Genomic DNA, 20,780 nt, shown 5'->3' on the forward strand with positions numbered 1-20,780 from the left:
CCAGATTCTAGTCATTAATTTTCAATACATTACCTTTTTCTTGTGTTAGCATTAGCGCGAAATTCGCACCAATTCAGATATAAATCTTAAATTAAGATCTAAAGCCGAGATTACTCGAAGCTTATCGATTGGTCTATCACTAAAATCCATGGATTAAAAACACACTCTCAATTTGGAGTTTCTTTTTACTATATAAATAATGCATTAGGGAGGATCTATTTTATATGAAGAATTATTATAAATTACTTGTAGGAGCTACTTTACAGGTATTTTTAGCATTAAGTTGCGCGGGTGGCGCTGGCCCAATTGAAAACAATGATTCTTTCCTGGTTTATATTCCCAATTTAAAATCAGGATATGAATTTTCTGCTACGGCTTTTTATCTGCAACCTGGGGCAAATAATTTAGGGTGGGGGGTCATTACTACAGTGCTTCCAATACCATCACCTAATTGGCAGGTTGTTACTTTTAATCCAGATTATCAAACGGGTTTTAATATAGGCGCACGTTATGTGTTTGCTAACTCTGGAAGCGATTTGCAGTTGAACTGGTCCCATCTTCATACTAACGATACAGATAATGTTTTGGTTAATCCTGCCTCACAATGGATTTCTCCTTTTTCTCAAACAGGTACCCCTCCTACTCCCTCTGGTCAAATCACTGGAGTAGCTTTGCTGAAACTTGCACATGCTAGCCTTAGTTTTAATTACGATGCGGTTAATCTGGATATTGGAAAATTTATTAATTTTGGTTCTAAACTTCAAACAAGACTTTTTACAGGGTTAAGCAGCGCCTGGATAGAAGAAAAGTTGATATCGACTTTTCGTGGTTTTTCACTTCCTATACTGTCACTCAATAATACTTCCACTTACAAAGGCGTTGGTCCGAGACTTGGATTTAATAATAGTTATTCAATTGTTCATGGAGTTAATTTAGTTGGACAACTTGCAGGCTCTGTTTTATATGGCAGAATGCAACCAGCCCAGTATCAATTCACTGGCACTTCCCAACAATTGATTATCGCTGGAATTTTTGTGAATCGAGAGGGGTTAGGTAATCCTGGTGTCAACCAATTGGTTCCTGCACTTGATGCAAAAATTGGGCTAAGCTACCTCTATACATTAAAACAAAATTATCAATTGAACTTTGAAGCAGGATATATGGGTGCTTTATATTTTAACCCACTGTCTAGCTATGAGACGAATAACAATGTCATTGCCTTAGATACTGGTTCATTATCTACAGCAAGTGCCAAACACACGCAAAGCAATTTTTCGATAGGGGGTCCTTACGTTACGGTCAGTTTAAGGGCGTAAGCGTATTTGAGAATTGTTACAATGATATGTCTTGGTTCAACAAAGCAGGGTAGCTTGATTCCCGGTTTTTTCTTGTATCAAGACATGAGTCATCACCAGATTTTATATTGATTTCATCGGAATTATTTATTTGCAGTTCTAATTGTTTTTTTCAGCACGAAAACAGGTGATCACGTGATCATTCACCATACCAATTGCTTGCATATAAGCATAGATGATTGTTGAGCCAACAAAGCTCATCCCTCGTTTTTTTAAGTCTTTGGATAGTGCATCCGATTCTTTACTGATTGCAGGTATTTCTTCCATGTTTTTAGGACGATTTATTTTAGGTTTCCCATTAACAAATTGCCAAACATAGGAATCAAATGATCCAAACTCCTGTTTGATAGCCAAAAATACTTTCGCATTCTGTCTGGTAGAGAAAATTTTAAGTCGATTACGAATGATTTCAGGATTATTTAATAAAGCATTCAATTCGTCATCAGTCATTTGAGCTACGGCTTGTGGATTAAATTGCTTAAAGGCCTGACGGTAGCCATCGCATCTTTTTAATATGGTTTCCCAGTTTAACCCTGCCTGAGCCCCCTCTAGAATCAGCATCTCAAAATGTTTTTCGTCTTCATGAACAGGTACCCCCCATTCCGTATCATGGTATTGTTCATAGTGAGGTTTGTTTTGTCCCACCCAGTCACAGCGATTTACCGTTATCATGTGCTTCATACTTATTTATTTTATAGGAAAAATATTTATTCTTGGAAATGGTGGCTTTTACATAATTTGTCAACTATGCTTTGTGAACTATTTCATTAAGTCGTATGAGTTGTCAACAGACCCTGGCGGTTTAAATCAAATTTCTCTTAAAAAAACAAAATAAAAGGAGAGTTTTATGTCACAGGCTACGTTTGGAGAGTTTTGTTGGAATGAATTAGCTACTGCAGATGTAAAAAAAGCAAAGGATTTTTATAGCGAAGTCTTTGGCTGGCAATTCAGGGATATAGAATCAAAGGAAATGACCTATACCCTTATTAAGTGTAATGGTAAAGAAATGGCAGGTATATGGCAAATTCCAAAAGATCAACAAAGTCAAATTCCTCCTCATTGGATGGCTTACATTTATGTGCAGGATGTAGCAGATGCTTTAAAACGAGCAAAACAACATGGGGCTCAGGAGGTCAAAGGAATAACTCAAGCCGGAGAAATGGGCCGCTTTGCAATCATAGTTGATCCAAGTGGGGCTCATGTGGCCTTATGGGAATCTTTTGGCCAATAGTGATATATAAGCCAAGATATAAGAAAATTTAAAAAAGAGTTGGGCATCGTTCGTGAGCAACTTAGCGACGCCCAACAACTCGTTCATACAAAAGGGTTAAATTTTATTTCCTGATCTTTGGTTGTGTTTACAGGCTTCTCTGGAGCAGTAGCTAATATTTTATCTAATCCCCCATGTTTGTTAACAATATTTCCTAATCGCCCATCAGCAAGAGCATCTTTTTCTGATTGATCCAGTGCACATTGTTCATGGCATTTAGGATCAAGGATTTTCTGCAATTTACTAGCGGCACTTAATTTGACCTCACGAGATTTGCTATTAAAATGATCTGTTCCGAAGATTAAATCTTGAATGAAATAAAGTACACCCGCGATGCCTAAAAAATTATAGTGGTAATTCCATTCGTTTTTTCTTTCATTCATGTATTGGGTTAATTCGTTATAAATAGGATGAACAAGTTTTGATTTATCTTGCATTGGAGAAAAAACAGTGATTTTGGGAGCTGAAATTCGTTGTTCCGTTTTTACCTTGGCATCACGAGAATGCAATTCTCTTTCAATAAATAATTCAGTTTGTTGACATGGTGTATAACCTTGCTGAGTGATTTGCTCAAAAATTCTAGCGCATGCCTCATAGAGTTCATTATACTCGCGTTGAACATCCTTTTCTTTTGAACTCAAGTATTTAGAAGCTGATTGGAACAAAGTTAAGCTCGAGATGAATTTTAGATCATCTGGATAGCCACCCATCAAATTCGCTAAGTGAGTATTCTTCAGTTTTTCTTCAGTAAGTTTAACTAATTCAAAGTAACGTTTAAAAAGTATAGGGTCTTTTAAATAATCACAAGCTTCATTAAAATCTGCAATCCCATATAATTTTGCAGACGGACTTTGGCCTAAGTGTTCCAATTGAGGAAAAATATACCAAATCCAGTGGTTTTTTTTTCTTCCGCTTTGTATTTCACTGAATGCTTGCCTATACCCGCCAGTACTATCGTCCTGAGCTTCGTGGAAACGTCCTAATTTTTTATTTTTGGACATAGAATGTTCTCTTAAATTGATCTGTTTTTGTAATCATTGCTAGTGAACAACGCATTAATTGATCACTTGTAGTTCAATTATAACAAAAATTAATAAAATAATAGTATTGATTAATTATTGGTTTTCTCTTTATTTAGTTGGCGACAGTTTTTCGGTTGTTACTTCCTGGGGTTCTTGCTGTGTTGTTTTTATGTTTTTACGAGAGATTGGGCTACTAAACAAAGGCGGTGCGTTATCTGATGAAATGACATTATCCTCTGTCAGGGCAACGCTAGTGGTTTCATCATTGTCTGACAACAAATTTTTCATATGTTTGGCATGACTTGAGTGACTTGCTGAATTAGGATTTAATTCTCGATCATAAGCATTCAACGCTTCATCTAAAATAGCTTCTTCATGTGCCGTGGTTTCTTTTGCTTTTAATTGAGCCTCTTCCATTTCTGTGATTTTTTCAGCAGTCCATCTTATTAAACTGGTAATAGCCATAATCGCACCAATTGCTGCTACAACAGGCAGCATAAATGGAGGAGCAACAATAGTACCAGCGGCAACAAGTAATGCGGTTACTGACAGAATGGTGCCTGCTCCTGCTAGAGCAAAGGTAGTGTAGCTTAAGAGTAATTTTAAAGTGGAATTCCGATTATCTTGCTCTAGATGACTAATACGAGGTGTGATTTTTTTAATACTGTTGTCTGTGGTAATTATTTTTTTTTGCAACGATTTGACTTCGTTTAAGAGTACCTTTTTTTGGGTGCTGTCAGTTACTGAATTAAACAAAGCAATCTTATCTACCAGTGTTTTTAGCTGTAATGAACGTTTGGTATAAAGTTTCTGGAGTTTGGAGGCATCCTTATTCTTGTTTTTTCCAGGGATGATGTTTTTGCTCTTAAGTACTTCATTAATGAAGTTTAATTCGTCATTTAATTGTTTTTTTTCAGATTTATCTAGATTAGGTTTTTCAAGTTCGTGTTTGAGCTCAATAGCGCGGATCTCAAATAATTTATTATATCGATTATTTTTAGGCTCTGTTCGATTATCTACTAATTCAGTGAATTCCTTTTTTAGTTTGTAAGAATTGGCCAATTGATATTTTTCAGCAACTTTTCCAAAGAATCCTATGCCTTCGATGATTGTTATTACAGAAGAGACTACTGTTCCTATAATTGCTGCGGCCAAAGCACCAAGTGTGAGGGCTATGATAGAAAGGGTAACTAGCGTGGCTATCAGAACAGACGAAACTATTTTTTCAGCAATGGATTTTTTCGGATCACTCACAATTGAAATTGACTGGGCAATTATTGCCAATAATTGAAACACCCCACCGATGAGTGGAATTTCTCGGTATGAATTTAAAAAAGCGGAAATTACATTAAATACGTTAGTTATTCCATACATTATTTTTGTTGCGAAAGAACTGCCTTCATGAATTTGCTGCTCAACAGGTGTGTTTAACTTATGGTTTTGAATCTTTTTCTTAAGTTTTGTCATGCCAACAGATGGCATTGTATTTGTTTCGTTGTGTTTGGACACAAAATCCACCTTAAATTCAATTATAGATCTATATGAGTAATATTAGTACATAATTCTACTCCTTAATTTCGTTCCAGGGAAGCATTTTGTCTGAAATTTACTCATAATTTTGATGGATAAACCTATACTAAATATCTTTTAACTCTTGGCTAGCCAATAAAATTTTATTAGATCTCTTGATATTTTGCTTTAGCGAAAGGCGTAAAGGTTTCGAAGAGCGAAGTTGGCATAGAGTGAATGAGAGCCGCAGAAATCTTTACAAACAACACAGCAATAAAATAAAAGATACAGGATATGCAATTGCTCTATTGACTGTCAGCGAAAGTTTTATAATAAATGGTGTACTTTGTTTCCCAATGTGAGGAATGTGCTTGATCTGAATTAATAGAGAAAGAGATAATTTTTTTACCTTCAAGAAAATTATTTTGACTAAACAGCAATCCGAATTCGGCACTGTTTTCTACGAGAGGAGATAACAAAAAGCCTGATTTTGCCATATTGGAAATGAGTCTATATTGTTTTTGACTGCCATTTTTTAATTCAAAATTGACGTGAAGCTGATTGGGTTTAAAAAAAGCAGTTACCAATACCCCCCAAATGGTTGGTTGAATATCGATTTCAACAAAGAGGGGTTTACTCGTATTGGGTATTGTAACTTGTTCGCCAAAAGTATGAATTTCAGTTTTTAATGATTTCAAAGAGGCTATCGGTTTGTTGCCAGTTTTTTTTCTTAAAAATAAAAAATCCTTTTCCAAATGTACTGGTTGATAATAATTGATAAGTGCGGCCCAACTGATTCCATCTTCTAAAGAAGGAATTCTATTATCAATCGGCTCTACTTTAAAAATGATGTTATCCGGTTTGTGATCACTTATAAGATAATTTCTGTTTGTCTCTGCCATTTTTGGGGTAAAAACAGAGTAGCTTTGAAAGACTGGTCTGGGAGACCATTTCATTTTGGCTGCAATTAATGAGGTTTGATTGTAGGAGTAGATGTCGGTGGTGCCTGACATGATCGGAAACCCATCGCGATCTTTCAGATAATTCATAGTTAGTGAAAAATTTTGTTGTAACCAGTTTTTATTTTGAATTCTATTTTTAACACCATAATAAGCTGCCGTATAGGTCGACATAAAGTTGTCGCGTATAGATATTTTTGTATAGTGTCCATTGATGTAGGTGGCTGTATAAATTGATAGCACTAATAGTGGTAGTGTTATTTTAGAAGAATACAAATACGGCAATAAAAAAGAGGCTATTAAAACGGAAGTCCCGGCAATAAACGCATGACCAAAATGTCTCGTAAAACCGGCTTTAAAAGATAAGAAGAGAAAAACAAAAAAAACACAAAATAAAAATACCTTAGATAATATGGAAAGTTGTTTTGGAATGATTATTGATAGGAGAATACAAGAAGAGGTAATCCAAAAGAATATTATTTCTTTGCTATCGCCGTTATTTGCCATAGCTTCTGTAAAACCTGAAGCTAACGAGAGCGTGCTGCTGAAATATCCGGGTAGATTAAAAATGGTTTGTCCTGAAGACATCCAAAAAAATAACATGGAAACAATGGGGGATATAAGGCAAATCAATGCTAAAGTACGTTGCTCAGAAAGGTACATAACCAATGAGCATGAGAGAATGGTAATAACACATAATATTAAGAGAGAACCCTTGATGAGAGGGAGTAAACCCAGTGGTGTAAAAAGCAAAGCAAGTAAAATGTATGAATTGTTATTGAAAGGTATTTCTTTTCTAAGTATCAGCTTATGAATCAGTAATCCAATAATTAATGGATAAGAAAAAAATAAAGAATCTCGAGCATAGATCATACTGAAAAGAAGTATTGCAAAAGCAATACTCCAGCGCCATTTAATGCCCTTCATCAATAGAACAATAGCTATCCAGTAGAATAGGGCCAGATACAAGCTTCCTCCAACCATCATGAAATCCGTAGCAGGGTGGTAGAATTTCGTATAAATGGAAGAATAAGGCCCTAAAGTAAAAAAGATGTCTTTACCAAAAGCCAAACCTTGAGCAATAGCTTGGTTGAGTCCCACTGCCCAAGAGGCATCAAGACCGGGGGCGGGCATTTTGGGGGAAAACGGGACAAAAACTGCAATAATTATAATTAATAAAGCAAATTTTAATAACCAGTCTATTGCTTGGTGAATGATTTTGAAACCGGAATGAAGCATCGATGGATGGGTCGGCGTTTGGGTCCTGATCATCTTTATTATAGGAGCATAATGTCAATTATCATATAATAGCATCCCTTACACTTGTGTTAACAATGACTTTATTCATTTTATGCATAATTCTTTGTTCACAAGGAGCATTTCAAGCGTTCAAAAAAGAAACGATGATTTTGAAAATGTCATGATGGATGTAATGGATTGATTTGAAAAATGATTTTTTATAAAGTGTGAATTACATTAATTATCCTACTTTGCCGTGAATAAGGTTATTCACAGCATATACAATCAACTCCCCGTTTATCTCAAATAAACGTAATAGACATTAAATAACAGGAACAAACCAATAATAAAGAATATTACTGCTGCTATTTTTAGTCTCATTGGGTTATCGACAAATGACTGGCCTATTTTTACTGCGGTATCCGGACATAAAAATCTAATTAAACCACCGAGCAATACTAACCATGCAAAAAGAGTAATGACAACTGGCCACCCCATGACCCAGACATTATGACTGACGACTAAAAGTAAACCTATAATCAAGGTTACTATAGCCATAATCAATTGAGATCCGCGATGAGCTATTATCTCTGATATAGCTGATTTTGCATGCTCATTATGGAATAATAAGAATAAGCTTACTATGACTAAATACCAGCCAATCACAGTGGCTAGAAACATAGTTAACATATTACAACTCCTTATAACTACCCCCTATTATAATTATAGCAATTTTGTAAGCTATGTGCCGGAAATTTAAAGTAAAATTGGGGAGTAGACTAAGAGAGCAAGTCATTAATTTATTTGAAACAGGATTTATGAAAAAAACAATCTCTTTGTTGAAAAAGGTTTTTATTTGGTTATTTAGTTTATCTAAACTCCCTCATTAAAAACATTTTTTGCCTCGACCTTGATTTTTTTCGTAAGTCCCATGAAAAAAGAGGGATATCCTATTATGAAAAAAATTAATTTACTCAAACTAAGCACTATCTTTATCTTGTTTATAAGCACCCTTCAGGCAGCAGAATTATCAACCAAACGTATTGATCAACTATCTAATACCAAGGTCAATGTGTGGAAAACAATTATTTACCCCTCTTCCAAACAAGTTTTACCCATGCATAGACATGATTACGATCGGGTTTTGGTGGCCTTAACAGATGGGACATTGAAAATTACAAACAATAAAGGAAAAATTCATTATTTGAGGCTGAAAAAAGGCAAAGCCTATTATCTTGCCAAAGATACTCCTAATGAATTACATAATGATGAAAATATAACTAATCATCCAATTGAGGTTATAGTGATACAATTAAATAATAATTAATTGGGAATAACTAAGCATGATAGAAGCTCTTAGCCACTGAACCTGGGATCACAATTTTGTAAGAAAAATTGGATGTTTACTGTTGAGTATCCAAACTATATGTTGATCTGATAGGCAAAATGAGACCATCATTTTTGTTCAGTATTTGTGCTATTATTTGATCATTGAACTGTTTATGTACAGGGTGTCAGGAATGTATACTCAACGTGGATTAGAGGTAACGACTGATTCTATTGAAGTAATAGATAGTATCAATTATTTTCATGAACAAGTATTAAGTGCCGGCCAAAGTGCCGGACAAATTCTCGATTCAGCAAAAAATCATACCAACAATTTATTAATTCAAATTTATGCTGCTGCTTTTTATCTGTATGCACAAGAAGATGCTGCCAATCAACAGGCGAGCAGTTATTTGCAATCGGCATCACAATTATTAAAGTCGGGTAATGAGCGCGAAAAATTAATTTTTGAAGCAGTCCGTCATTGGTCAAACCGAGATTATGCCAATGCTATTAGTTTGTTTGTCACTTTACTTGAAAGATATCCCAGGGATACCTTGGCCCTTAAATTTTTAGAGTGGCTTTTTTATTGTACCGGACAGGCCTTTCAAGCGGAATATTTTCTCAAGGTATGTGATAAGTGCGCTCCTGAAAATCAGGATGAATCACATTTTTTGGCAAGTCACTCATTTGCATTAGAGCTTTGCGGGCAATATTCTCAAGCAAAGGACATGGCTGAAGAGGCTATTGCAATGAATTTACTTACCCCTTGGGCTCATCATACTTTGGCCCACGTGTATCTATTAACAAAAGACGTCGCTGGTGGCATCAATAGACTTCAAACTTTACAAAAAACCTGGAGGGATATTTTACCTTTGTTGAAGGGCCATAATACCTGGCACTTGGCATTGTTCCATTTGGCAAATCGTAATGAAGACGAAGTTAGGAAACTATACTCTGATATTTCAGGAGCTATGCCTGATACCGTGCTGGAGCAGTTGGATACTATTTCGCTATTATGGCGCATGAATATGGCAGGTTTACCGCAAGACAAGTTATTAACTCAAGTTGTCAACTATTTGGGTACCCATCCTTTAGAGTATTATACAGGTTTTACTAATGCCCATTTCATTTATTGCCTGGTGAGAGCCGGTTATAAACAAGAGGCAGATGAGTCGTTGCAAAGGATGAAAGCTTATGCTAATTCACCTTCTTCTGACGCGGTATGGGGGGATTTGGTTTTGCCCTTGTGTCAGGGGATCTATGCCTTTGCTGACGAAGATTACGAGAATGCCCGAGGCTTAATGGAACCTGTGATTGGTGAATGTGCACAGTTGGGTGGGAGTGATGCGCAGATAGAACTGTTTTTTCAAACCTATTTGCTGGCTTTGCTAGGTTGTAAGCAAGAAGATAAAGCGTCGCAGTTTTTCTCAGAACATTTAATTCATTATGATAAAACCCCGTTAAGTGAGTGGTGGTTTCAATCAGCTAATAAGAATTAGATTGAAATCTTTGAAGTTAGAGAAGTTCTTCATTCAATATTTTGGATAAGTGATGTACTTTATCATTCTGTTTTCCAACAGGTTGGTGTGCTAATTTTCCCAGCGGCAGGTAATTTGATTGTAACCATGCCACACTGGTCTGTTCTAAAAAACGGGATACCTAATGTTCTCATGCTTTGTAATGTCTTGGTATGCGGAAATTTAAAACGATTATCAAACCCTAATGAAGCAATAGCATAAAGTGGTTTTACCTCGAGTAAAAAGCGATACGAAGAAGAGGTATTACTTCCATGATGAGGAACAATTAAAACTTCAGATGTGAGTTGACTACCATAGGTCTTTATCAGGTAATCTTCGGCCATTTTTTCAATATCCCCTGTTAACAAAACGCTGCCGGTTTGGTTACTCACCTGTAAAATGCAAGAATTGTTATTTTTTTTAGGAAACGATTCCCTGATAGGGAAAAAGCGGAATTGCACTCCATCCCATTGCCATTGAGGATATAAATGGCAATTGGTACTATGCTTGTAATAATGAGGATCGTTGACTAATAATTGGTGGACTGGCATGTCTGCTTCAATGGATTTTAATCCACCTTTATGATCTCTATCAGGATGACTAATTACGATTTTATCAAGTGCTTTTATTCCTGAATCCTTAAAATAGGGTAATATCACCATTTTTCCTAAATCGCTACCTTGAAAATAAGAATCTCCAGCATCATAAAGTAAAACGTGATGTTGTGTTTGTACCGTTACGGCTAACCCTTGCCCAACATCTAATACATTAATTAATACTTCTCCTGGTCGAATTGCAGTGCGGGGTGGAAATAAAGGAAGAATGAGCCAGAGAATGGCTAAATGTTTGAATGGTTTTACTGGCAATAATACTATCAAAAACAGACCTGACATCATGGCCAGCATCATTGTTATTGAAGTAATGGACCAGGAAATATTGATTCCAGCCAATAGCTCGGTCCACGTCAATCCTTTAATCAACAAGGAAACAAGCCAGGCTAATGGTTGCATAAATATCCATGACCAACTGAATGAACTCATTATCATGGTAAGTAAAGCCAAGGGTACTATCAGAAATCCAACCAAAGGGATTGCAAATAAATTTGCGATAAATCCATTAAGAGAACCATAGGAATACCAAAAGAAAGTCAAAGGCATTAACCCTATGAGGCAGCTTAATTGTAATGCGAGTTTTTTTCTGTATTTTTTCAGTTGCCAACGTTGATGAGTCAATAATAAGCAGGCCACTGCAAGGAATGAAAAATAGAAACCTTGCATGAATGCCGCATGAGGCTCAATAAGCAAGACGGTAAAAAGCGCATACCGCCATATTTGCCATGGAGTATAGCGCTGTTTTCCAGTTCGATATATTGTGTAAAAAAAACATCCAATTAATGCTCTCTGCACAGGTGGTTCAAACCCAGCTAGAAAAGCATAAGGTATTGCTGCCATTAATCCCCCCATACTGGCAAAGGTGATTGCAGGTATGAATAGACAGCATCGGTAACTCTTTGACCAAATCCATTTTAGAACCATAAATACCAATCCTGATATCAAAGCGATATGCTCTCCGGATATGCCGAATAAATGTATAGTTCCAGTTCGTCGGAACAAATCCCATTTTTCCTGGCTGATATGGTGAGTTAAATTTAATGTCAAAGCCTCTAGAATACCTGCAGTTTCTAAGTCAGGTGCGAGTTTTGCTATAGCAGATCCGAGATTCTCTCGTATGGATAACCAATTGAATGAAGGGTGAGACGTACTTATCAGTCTATTATCTTTTGTTCTAATATAACCAGTCCAGTGGATATGGCGAGTTGCAAGTGAATTAACATAATTAAAACGTCCTGGATTGTGGAAATTACGAGGTATTTTTAATTTAACGGATAATTTCCATCGTTGACCAGCTTTTAAAACAGGTGGTTTGTTATACCAACTTAACTGGACTACACCTTGAGCAATATTGTTATTAATTTTTTCAATTGCAAAATGAAATTGTGTTTTATTTTGTCGTTGATTAGGAATTGAGACAATTGCTCCCTCAAGAGTTGCCTGAGCAATTACCTGGCTATCAGGCATTCCCGTAGGTGATACAAACCATTGGTGCACCAAGGCAATACCACAGCCAAAAATAAAGAACAATATAATAGAAAGCCTGGGGATTATAAAAAAAAATGATGGGATTGCTACGAAAAGAAGATAGATATTATGGGTGTATACATAGAGTATGCCCATTAAAAAGCAAAAAATTTCCATTTGAAACTAAGTTGGACTTCCATTGTTGGAGAGAATGTACAAGAAGATATTACTTTATGTAAAGAATTTTTTGTGAAATTAACGTGAGTTCGATATAAAAGGCAGGAAATGCCTTTTATATCGTTAAACGAACGTTATTTCGAAATGCGCAGCAATGATACGGGCCACTCCAAAATAGTTCCGTTCGATATAAAAAATAATGCTATTTTTTGATATCGAAATCACTTGAATTAGATAGGATTCCAACACTCTGTTTCAGCATTTGCAGACGAATCAACCGCTGTTTTTACGTTCGCTTGATTGATTGACATGCTGGCACACTCTGTATCTCTATTCTGAGTTCCAACAGGCGTTGCGGTTAAAGTATATGTCGTAGCTGTGAGATTTGATATATTGATTGTATAGAATCCCTGCGGTGATGTTTGGGGAAAAGCGGGTAAAGCCCCACAAGCGGTAGCATAAGAAAAATTCTGTGAATAACAACGCTCCAGAATGATTTGATCTTGTGTTAGTGTGGCATGGGCATCGGCACGGCGTGATTCCAGAATATATTGTAAATAGGATGGGTAGGCAATTGAGACTAGAATCCCCATGATTGCCAGGGAAATCAGGAGCTCAACCAAGGTAAAGCCTAAATTTCTCAGGTTGTGGTTCTTTATAATAGACTTTTTCGGAAACTCTATTGTGGTGACGAATTGCTTCGTCGATATGGTTCTTGAATCCACCTGTCCTAGCGTGTATGCTCGAGTTCTGTACTCCGCTACTCCTGGCGCTTTATTCCCTGCAGCGAGTTTCTGAAAAAGTCTAATGTTTGAATCCTGCATTTTATATCCTCTATTGAATTTGCCACCACCCTATTTTTCTTGGTGTAGTGTTAGGGGCAATGACAGTTGTTTGTGTGCCGTCCGATTGTGTAATTAAAATCACTAAATTATTATCAGCATTGGGTCCCAGAACGACTGGCGAATTAGCATAACTATTTGATAATCCAATGCCTACTGGGTATAAACCACTGTATTGATCAGCAGCATCAAAACCACCATCACCATTAATATCAAATCGAGCATATTGGAAAGCGCCTCCATTTAAGAAATTCAGCTCCAGAAGCATGGAAGAGAATCCAAATCCACACGAATTAAGAGGGGGCGTATTTAAAGTGGCTATAAATGCCCCGTTAATTAGTTCTGGAGTAGTAATCAGTCTTTGGCCGGCTATCGGCAAATCGGCAAACCAACCTACTTTATTACTCCAGTTTATAGTATTCGCTGTAGCTGTGATGATGTTTGTTGATAAACCAGAAGTCGCGGTGTTAACCAGAGTCAACGTTTGTTGCTGGAGATTGGTTCGGGTGTAGGTTGTTCCCCCAAACGGTTTATCCCACACGCCATAAATTGTTTGCGTCTGGCTATTGACTAAATCGGCCGTAGTCAGGAGTTGTCCTGTACCAAAAAGAACAAATAAACCTTGATTACGTGGATAATTTGGATTCAAGGTCACTAAAGGAGGAGTTGTTATTGGCTGTGGGGTACCAGTTGAGTCCCTAGCCTGAAATAGCACTCGAGCACTCCAATTGGCGGGATCAATAGCTGAAACATCAATTGCCCATAAATTGCCTTGTAAATCACCAGCATACACCACAGTGATAGGGTCAGCTTGTAGCCCATCCTTTTGAGCTAGAGCTACCGTCGATAATCCTTGAGGTAAATTGACATCACAGGCTGAGGGAACAGCGGCGCAAAGGTCAATTTTTCTTATTAGTGTTCCTGTTTGAGGATCGACCGCGTAAAATACTGATGTGTTATTGGTACTGTTATAGCCATTGCCAAAAAAGACTGCAAAACTGAAGGGGGAGGCACTTGCTGCTCCAATTCGACCTATTTGAGGCTTGCTATAAGTGAGTCCTAAATCAACATCGGTAAATTCCCACAAAACAGAGCTGGCAACTCCGGATTCTACGCTCAGATTTGCTGGATTAGTAATGTCCAAAGCATAGATACTCTTACCACCGGCATTTTCACCTCCAACCAGAATCGTATGCCAGGAGCTATCAGAAAATTGTACATCAGCACTTTCTGGTGAGCCATTGACAAAGAACAAGTGATTTTGATTGTAGAGAGGGGATGTGAGTTGATGGAGATTATTAAAGACCGCATTCGGAATATATGCAAAAAACTCTTCTCCCGTAGTGGTATTAAAGGCGTGAAGCATGCCATCATTTGCCCCAACGTATAAGATGGGTTGTCGATTGATATTTGCTCGTGCAAAATTAATATAACTGGTGGTTAAATAAGGGGCACGAGGCGGACCAACAAATATCACTTGACTGTCAACAATATCCCCCAGTATATGCGAACGATCTCGGAATGTTCCCCCGTTTCTTTTTTCCAGAGCCGTATTACCACGGAGGTATTCCAATCGATTTTCTCCCAACAAATCGCTAGGTTGTAATTGCGCTTGTTGGGTTGCATTAATATTGGCCCATCTAAACGGTACCCCAGCAGCAGCTATGGGATCCCATGTTGCTATCTTTCGGTTGTTTGTCCACCCAGTACCTGACACTAAAGAGTCAAGTATTGATTGCGCTGACCAGAGGATAATGTTTGTAGGTTGTCCTGTGTTTTGATCGAGTTCAAGGGCTGTCAAATTACCAGTCCAATCCTGATAAGGTGTGTCTCTTGTTATAAAGTTAGCTTGATATTCCACTGTGCTGCTGTCGATACGAGTTGAGCTGACGGCTGCCGCAGAAGTTGAGAAAGAGCCGTTTTGGATATTCGATAGAATGGAGTTCAAACTATTGACTAGTGCTTCAGGACTCGTAGCGGGATAGTAATTTTCAGTACCTCCTGCGACTGCCATGGCTTTAAGAGTTGCTGCAGCTTGAGGATTTACCGTAGGATCCACACCAGCTCCCATGCCGATGACAAAAGTAGTAACGCCATCGTTTTTTAAAGCAGTTATTTCATTAATTGCATCGGATAAAGCTTGATCATTAGTACTATTTAATGAACCATCGGCATTAAAGGTTGCCGTGACTCCATAACCGATTGCAGCAGCACTGCCTAACGGAGGCCAAAGTCTTGCCTGGAGATCCTGAGTGGGTAAACCGTCAGAAATTAAAATGATGTATTGTTTTTGTGGGCAATTACCACTAGTTGTGCCAACCGTCTTCATGAAACTTCGAGATCGGGTTAATAACCCTGCAAGAGGGGATTGCACAGCACTTGCTTTGATTTCGGTTGTTGATGTGGAGTTCGTTTCAGGTTGGAGATGAGGTAAAAAGGTATTAATGGCATTGGTAACACTTGTAGTCGTCGGATTAGTTCCAGCTGTAGTCATGTTAACTCGCATATTACCGGTATTAAAAGATTGATTACTGTAGTATCCAAAACCACGTTGCACGTACATAACCTGTTGTGAAAAAGGTACAAAGCCGGCATTTGTAGGTCCTGTAGAAAAACTTCCAATCGAAGGTCTGGTTGATGAATAGGAAAGAAGTACATTACCGCTATTGTAATTGCTGAGTGAAAAGTTTGGTGGGTAAGGAGTTGCTGGATTTGGACCATTATAACTAACAAAAACTCCTGGGAATCCACCTCCAGCATAGAGAACGTCATTAATATCCGGGTCATCACTGGATCCACCAATTTGCAAATACTGGCTTGTAGAGACTAAAGTGGTACCATATAAACTTCCAATGGATGAGCAGTTACTTGAAACGGTTGAGGAAGCAGAACCATAATTATAACAAGGGTTGATGACATATCGGTTACCAGCTACTTGGGTGTTGGTAAAGACAAAATTACTGCCAGGAGGTGACAGGTAATAAACCCAGGTAGTATAGGTACTAATATTACTGGTACTGTAGGTACCTAATGCAAAATCTGTTGTAGGCATGTAATTTTCGAGAATGGCTTTGACACCTGCTTTGGCTACATTTAGACGACTAGAACTGTTATCCACCTTATTTCCACCCTGGATAACAGTATAAGGTGCTAATCCATTGACATCCGGGCCTTGTATTGGTGGAGTGAAACCAGCAGGTACTGTATAATTCACAGGAGAACTGGAATTATACAGTGAACTTAAACTGGATGACAGAGATCCTGATCCGGTCATAATCGCTCCACTCAAGTTACCATCCATGGATTGAGAATTCCCTATTAATATCAATACTTGAGGGTGAGTTGGGCTGGCTATGATGAGTGGAATTTGTGGAATTGTTAAAGGGACGGCATATAAAGACACCGAAGCACACAACAAAATAGCTATGACCGCTCTTGGCAGGGCTTGAGTTGCTCTGTGGCATCCTTTTCTAACTATGTTCCTGAATTTTAAAGCGTCCATAATAATCAAAACCTATTGTTGAATTTGAATAGTACTTTGTATAAGTACTGATGTATTTCCGCTAGCTCCCACTGAACGAGCAGTGATTCTATATACATTACTCGGTGTTTTCATATTCTGACCTGGCATGATGACTGATGGCAGTTTTTCAAGAAAATAATTGGCTTGAGATGAGGTGTTTCCTTGAAAACTATTAATTACTGCTGAGCTACTTGCCCAGTTAATCGTTTTCCAGAGTGGGGTAGCACTTTGATCAAATAGATACATTCCATCGTTGCTCAGTAGAAAACTTTGAGCATTATAAGTGCCGTTTATAATCTGATTGATTGCTTCATTAACAGCACCTTCCGTTTTTTCAAAACTGATTTCCGAATCGGTGGCATTGGTAGCAATTCGAGTTTGAGAGGTATTTTGTGATATCTGAGTTAGAGCCAAAACAGTGAGCATTATCATAATCACGAGAGTGGTTATCAGGATATAACCATTTTGTTTTGGATTATGATTTGAGGATAGTCTGTTCATGATATTGAGTTCCTCAAGTTGATAGTCAATTCAAATACATGCCTTAACCTGTTATCTGTTGGCACGGTAATTTGAGTATCTAAAACATTATACTGTCTGGTAGTTAAGCTTCCTGAACCCAGTTGGCCCGCAATCAAAAATCCCAAACGAACGGCATAGACTTCTGCCCAATTGGTTACAGCATTGGCAGAGACGTACCGCGTAATTACTCCATTAGTACCAATACCATATTGGACTTTCATTATTTCCACGCCAGGTACTAATGGTTCGACAGTCCAGCTATTTCCAATGAGAGAGGCACGCATCAACGCACTTTGTCCCCCCTGGCCTTGGCCTACAAAAAACGCACTTTGTTGGATGGGAACGAATTGTGATCCAGTTTGAAAATTGACAGGGAAAGCGCTGTTTGCATTTTGTAATACACCAGCACCGGCATTATGAGTAATCGTTGTACCTGCTACCCCAGTAATCTGGAATACCACGGTTTTTCCGCAATCAGAGACTGCTCCAAACATTCCTGAAGCAATAGACATACCGGTAGTACCTTGTACTACAAAGGTATTACTGCCTGAATCAATGGTTGTTACTCCTGCTGGATAGCTATCGGGGGTAGAGCCTAATATAACGAGTACATCACTCCCTTGTTGAGCATTCCCGACCAGTGTAGAGTCTAATGAGGGCGACCAATTATTCGCATTGGTACTGTTTGCTGGATTGCTTTGTGTGATAGTATAGCTTGCTCCGCTTCCGTTATATCCCATAAGCATAGTTGGAGTGGTATTCAGTATTCCCAAGGGTCTTGGCCCTCCAGCATTGAGGTTGGAAAAGCTGGTGATAATTGAGCCACAGCCAGCAAATCCAGCAGATCTAATCATAGGTACGAGTAAATTGGAGATTGCGTTTTCTGTGCTTTGAATAAGATCTTGCGAGTTAGATGCTTTATAAAGTTGGCTTTGAACTAAGTATATTTGTAAAACGGAATAAGTGAGTACGAGTCCGACTAATGTGGCTATCATCAACTCTACCAGTGAAAATCCTTGTTGTAATCTGTAGTTTATATTCATATCTGACTCTGCACTCTGAATTGAACAAAATTAGCAGTTCCGGACGCAGCGCTGCTTGCTCCTAGTTCGTTTTGTGCTTTACTATCATCCCACTGGACAGTAACTGTAATGACTGTGTTTCCTGCTACACCAGAAAGAGCTGAAGTAATTGAACCACTTCCGTTAGGTAATTGAGACACGACTCTGGTAAGCCAATACCAGGTATCGTATTGGGCCAATTGACTTGGATTACACACCGATGCATTGCATAACACGGAAGGGGTACTTACCGAAGTGGGGTATCCATTGCTTCCAATATTGCTGATGTTATAACTTCCACTTGATGCGGCGTCTGAATTAGCGCGAATTCTGTCAAAAATGTCATATACTGCTTGCACTGCTTGCAGTTTTGCATAGCTGGAATTGTTTGCCTTATTACTAACTATCAACATGCTTGCAATACCTAACAAACCAATAGCCAATATAACCACGGAAATTAATACTTCCAGCAAAGTCATTCCTTTGTATTTGAGTCGGATATCAGTTCTAAGCGTCATATTTTTTGTCTCCATTATGGACAGCCCAGGGCGCCATTATTCCAAACCGCTTGCCCTGGTGTTGTTCCAGATTGGACAAATCCAGTTGCTAAAACCATTACTGATCGAGCAAATGAGCCTCCTCTACTATCGCACATTGTGAAATTACTTTGAGTGGTTGATAGTCCGTGTGGATCAAACACAACGCTGGAAACATTCGAGGCAATTGTTGGGTCATTTACTGAAGTTTGATGAGTTTTTAGAATAGTGGCTGTTCCGGTCACGGGTTGGGTAACTACTATCCATCCATTACTCCAGTTAGCACCACATACTGTTGAATTTAATGTACCTAAAGGACACACTGCAACATTTAGGGCTTGATCAAGTGCTACCCCCCGAGCGTAATTTAATGAGCTGACCAGTGAGTCAATATTTGAAGTCAAACGGTTGTTTAATATCATTGTTCTCAGTGAAGGTATGATTAAAGTTAAGAGGATGGCGAAAACGCACAAAGTGACTAACAATTCAACCAGCGTGAATGCGGCTATGGAAGAGGGTCTACTATTAGACTTCTTCGGAAACTCTGCTGGAGTGACGAATTGTTTCGATGTGGTGTTCGAATCCTCATGTACTGACGTGTAGTACGCTCCAGTTCTGTTCTCCGCATCTCTTCGTGCAGCGAGTTTCCGAAGAAATCTAATCAAGTTTATTTCTGACTCAAAGCCCTGTTTATAAGGATCATTATCAATTACTTTTTTTACATCTTGTGCTATATTAGATTGTGAGGGCAACATACACCTGTCCACGCAAAATAATAAATTACTGGAGTTTGCTAGAGTGATCTTTTGTGATTCCTTTCTCGTGGTCTTCAAAGCCTCATCCCTATCATTTGAACAAACATATTCCTTTGTTAATTATAGTTCAAATTAATTAATTTTTCGGCAAATTATGCACAAATTATTCGTGAGAGAAATTGAATTTTTTTATGTCTCAGTTTTAATCCCAATCCATAAATGATTCTATGTTTAAATCCGTTTCTTCTTCGACTGGTGTTTTTGCGAGGTTTTGTTTATGGCAATGGTAATTATCTTTAAAAGTTTTTAAGGCATTTTCCAAGCTTACAAAAGTATAGCCGTTGTGTTTATATAATTTGATAATATCTGGTAGAACATAAGCGTTCAGTAAGTTAGCATGAATCAACAGGATTTGTGCTTGGTCCTGATTATGGTGATATTGTGTATGCTCTTCTGCTTTTAAAGTTTGTTGCCAGATGAAATCCAGATAAAAAGGCTTTAATTCTTCAAGGTAGGTTCGTCTTCCCAGCTCAGGGACTGATAGCAAGCGTTGATTAAAGACAAAATCCTTGCTGTCAATAGTAATAGGTGCAACTTGATAGTGATGTTTTTCAAGATAACAAAGTATTTTATTTTTTTTATTTCCTGAACTCATTGCCAAATAAGGATAACGAAAATACTTGGGTTCCGTAAGGACGGGTAATAAAAGAGAGTCTGCCTCTTTTATTTCCTGAATATATTCCCTGGTTTTAAGTTTATTTAAATTGGCATGAGAATAGGTATGATTACCTAAACCAAATCCAGCATCCCGGAATTTATGAAGCATTTCCCAATTGTCGGGTCGTACTTCTTTGGCAATGATGAATCCTGTTGCGGTAATTTTCTGATCTTTCATGGTGTTCATCATCATATTCAGATGAAAATTTCGGTACTCACCAACAAAAGGTAAATCATCAATAGTGATTGCTATTGCTTTTTTTTGAGCAATAGCGTTGTTAACAACTACCAGAAAAAGCGATAAGAAAAGCAGAGAATATCTCATAACTGATTTGATTTTCATTAGAAATTTAATATTTATAAGGTCAA

17 protein-coding genes are annotated in these 20,780 nt (G+C 37.8%); 4 read left to right on the plus strand and 13 right to left on the minus strand.

Annotation, left to right across the window (positions count from 1 at the left end; all coding sequences use genetic code 11):
- Positions 1–224 precede the first annotated feature (224 nt).
- Positions 225–1,316 carry an Lpg1974 family pore-forming outer membrane protein gene (locus tag ACZ5EK_RS03230; RefSeq protein ID WP_464431366.1) on the plus strand — a complete coding sequence of 364 codons (1,092 nt, stop codon included), beginning with the start codon at positions 225–227 and terminating at the stop codon, positions 1,314–1,316.
- Positions 1,317–1,454: 138 nt separating this feature from the next.
- Here the strand turns inward: ACZ5EK_RS03230 and ACZ5EK_RS03235 are convergent, their stop codons facing one another.
- Complete coding sequence (locus ACZ5EK_RS03235) at positions 1,455–2,036, minus strand: DNA-3-methyladenine glycosylase I (RefSeq protein WP_464431367.1); 582 nt, start codon at positions 2,034–2,036, stop codon at positions 1,455–1,457.
- Between the two features lie 166 nt (positions 2,037–2,202).
- Here ACZ5EK_RS03235 and ACZ5EK_RS03240 point away from each other — a divergent pair, with 166 nt between their 5' ends.
- Positions 2,203–2,586, plus strand: a complete 384-nt coding sequence (locus tag ACZ5EK_RS03240; RefSeq protein ID WP_464431368.1) for a VOC family protein — start codon at positions 2,203–2,205, stop codon at positions 2,584–2,586.
- An 83-nt stretch (positions 2,587–2,669) separates the two neighbouring features.
- Here the strand turns inward: ACZ5EK_RS03240 and ACZ5EK_RS03245 are convergent, their stop codons facing one another.
- The 4 genes from ACZ5EK_RS03245 to ACZ5EK_RS03260 form a co-directional block, all read right to left on the minus strand.
- Entirely contained in the window at positions 2,670–3,626 is a 957-nt protein-coding gene (locus ACZ5EK_RS03245) for a DUF1810 domain-containing protein (RefSeq protein ID WP_464431369.1), read from the minus strand.
- A gap of 129 nt (positions 3,627–3,755) precedes the next feature.
- Positions 3,756–5,156: a T4SS effector SidA family protein gene (locus ACZ5EK_RS03250; protein ID WP_464431370.1), complete on the minus strand. Its 1,401-nt coding sequence runs from the start codon at positions 5,154–5,156 to the stop codon at positions 3,756–3,758.
- A 305-nt stretch (positions 5,157–5,461) separates the two neighbouring features.
- Positions 5,462–7,387, minus strand: a complete 1,926-nt coding sequence (locus ACZ5EK_RS03255) for a hypothetical protein (protein ID WP_464431371.1) — start codon at positions 7,385–7,387, stop codon at positions 5,462–5,464.
- 264 nt (positions 7,388–7,651) lie between these two features.
- Positions 7,652–8,044, minus strand: a complete 393-nt coding sequence (locus ACZ5EK_RS03260; RefSeq protein ID WP_464431372.1) for a hypothetical protein — start codon at positions 8,042–8,044, stop codon at positions 7,652–7,654.
- 262 nt (positions 8,045–8,306) lie between these two features.
- Here ACZ5EK_RS03260 and ACZ5EK_RS03265 point away from each other — a divergent pair, with 262 nt between their 5' ends.
- Both ACZ5EK_RS03265 and ACZ5EK_RS03270 read left to right on the plus strand, forming a co-directional pair.
- On the plus strand, positions 8,307–8,681 hold the full coding sequence (locus tag ACZ5EK_RS03265; protein WP_464432442.1) for a cupin domain-containing protein: 375 nt from the start codon (positions 8,307–8,309) through the stop codon (positions 8,679–8,681).
- A 193-nt stretch (positions 8,682–8,874) separates the two neighbouring features.
- Positions 8,875–10,182, plus strand: coding sequence for a tetratricopeptide repeat protein (locus ACZ5EK_RS03270; RefSeq protein ID WP_464431374.1), 1,308 nt, complete (start codon positions 8,875–8,877; stop codon positions 10,180–10,182).
- Between the two features lie 62 nt (positions 10,183–10,244).
- Here the strand turns inward: ACZ5EK_RS03270 and ACZ5EK_RS03275 are convergent, their stop codons facing one another.
- From ACZ5EK_RS03275 to ACZ5EK_RS03310, 8 genes are all read right to left on the minus strand, one after another.
- Complete coding sequence (locus ACZ5EK_RS03275; protein ID WP_464431375.1) at positions 10,245–12,455, minus strand: DNA internalization-related competence protein ComEC/Rec2; 2,211 nt, start codon at positions 12,453–12,455, stop codon at positions 10,245–10,247.
- A gap of 230 nt (positions 12,456–12,685) precedes the next feature.
- The gene (locus ACZ5EK_RS03280; RefSeq protein ID WP_464432443.1) at positions 12,686–13,117 is read right to left on the minus strand and encodes a type IV pilin protein; all 432 of its coding nucleotides are present in this window, start codon (positions 13,115–13,117) and stop codon (positions 12,686–12,688) included.
- 172 nt (positions 13,118–13,289) lie between these two features.
- Entirely contained in the window at positions 13,290–16,799 is a 3,510-nt protein-coding gene (locus ACZ5EK_RS03285; RefSeq protein ID WP_464431376.1) for a pilus assembly protein, read from the minus strand.
- A gap of 12 nt (positions 16,800–16,811) precedes the next feature.
- Positions 16,812–17,321, minus strand: a complete 510-nt coding sequence (locus ACZ5EK_RS03290; RefSeq protein ID WP_464431377.1) for a pilus assembly PilX family protein — start codon at positions 17,319–17,321, stop codon at positions 16,812–16,814.
- Positions 17,318–18,385 carry a PilW family protein gene (locus ACZ5EK_RS03295; protein WP_464431378.1) on the minus strand — a complete coding sequence of 356 codons (1,068 nt, stop codon included), beginning with the start codon at positions 18,383–18,385 and terminating at the stop codon, positions 17,318–17,320. Before ACZ5EK_RS03295 ends, ACZ5EK_RS03290 begins: the two co-directional genes overlap by 4 nt.
- Complete coding sequence (gene pilV, locus ACZ5EK_RS03300; RefSeq protein WP_464431379.1) at positions 18,382–18,921, minus strand: type IV pilus modification protein PilV; 540 nt, start codon at positions 18,919–18,921, stop codon at positions 18,382–18,384. Before pilV ends, ACZ5EK_RS03295 begins: the two co-directional genes overlap by 4 nt.
- A 14-nt stretch (positions 18,922–18,935) precedes the next feature.
- Positions 18,936–19,694: a GspH/FimT family pseudopilin gene (locus tag ACZ5EK_RS03305; protein WP_464431380.1), complete on the minus strand. Its 759-nt coding sequence runs from the start codon at positions 19,692–19,694 to the stop codon at positions 18,936–18,938.
- Positions 19,695–19,896: 202 nt separating this feature from the next.
- On the minus strand, positions 19,897–20,754 hold the full coding sequence (locus ACZ5EK_RS03310; protein WP_464431381.1) for a polysaccharide deacetylase family protein: 858 nt from the start codon (positions 20,752–20,754) through the stop codon (positions 19,897–19,899).
- Between the last annotated feature and the right edge of the window lie 26 nt (positions 20,755–20,780).

The organism is Legionella sp. JM-2024 (genome assembly GCF_055389095.1).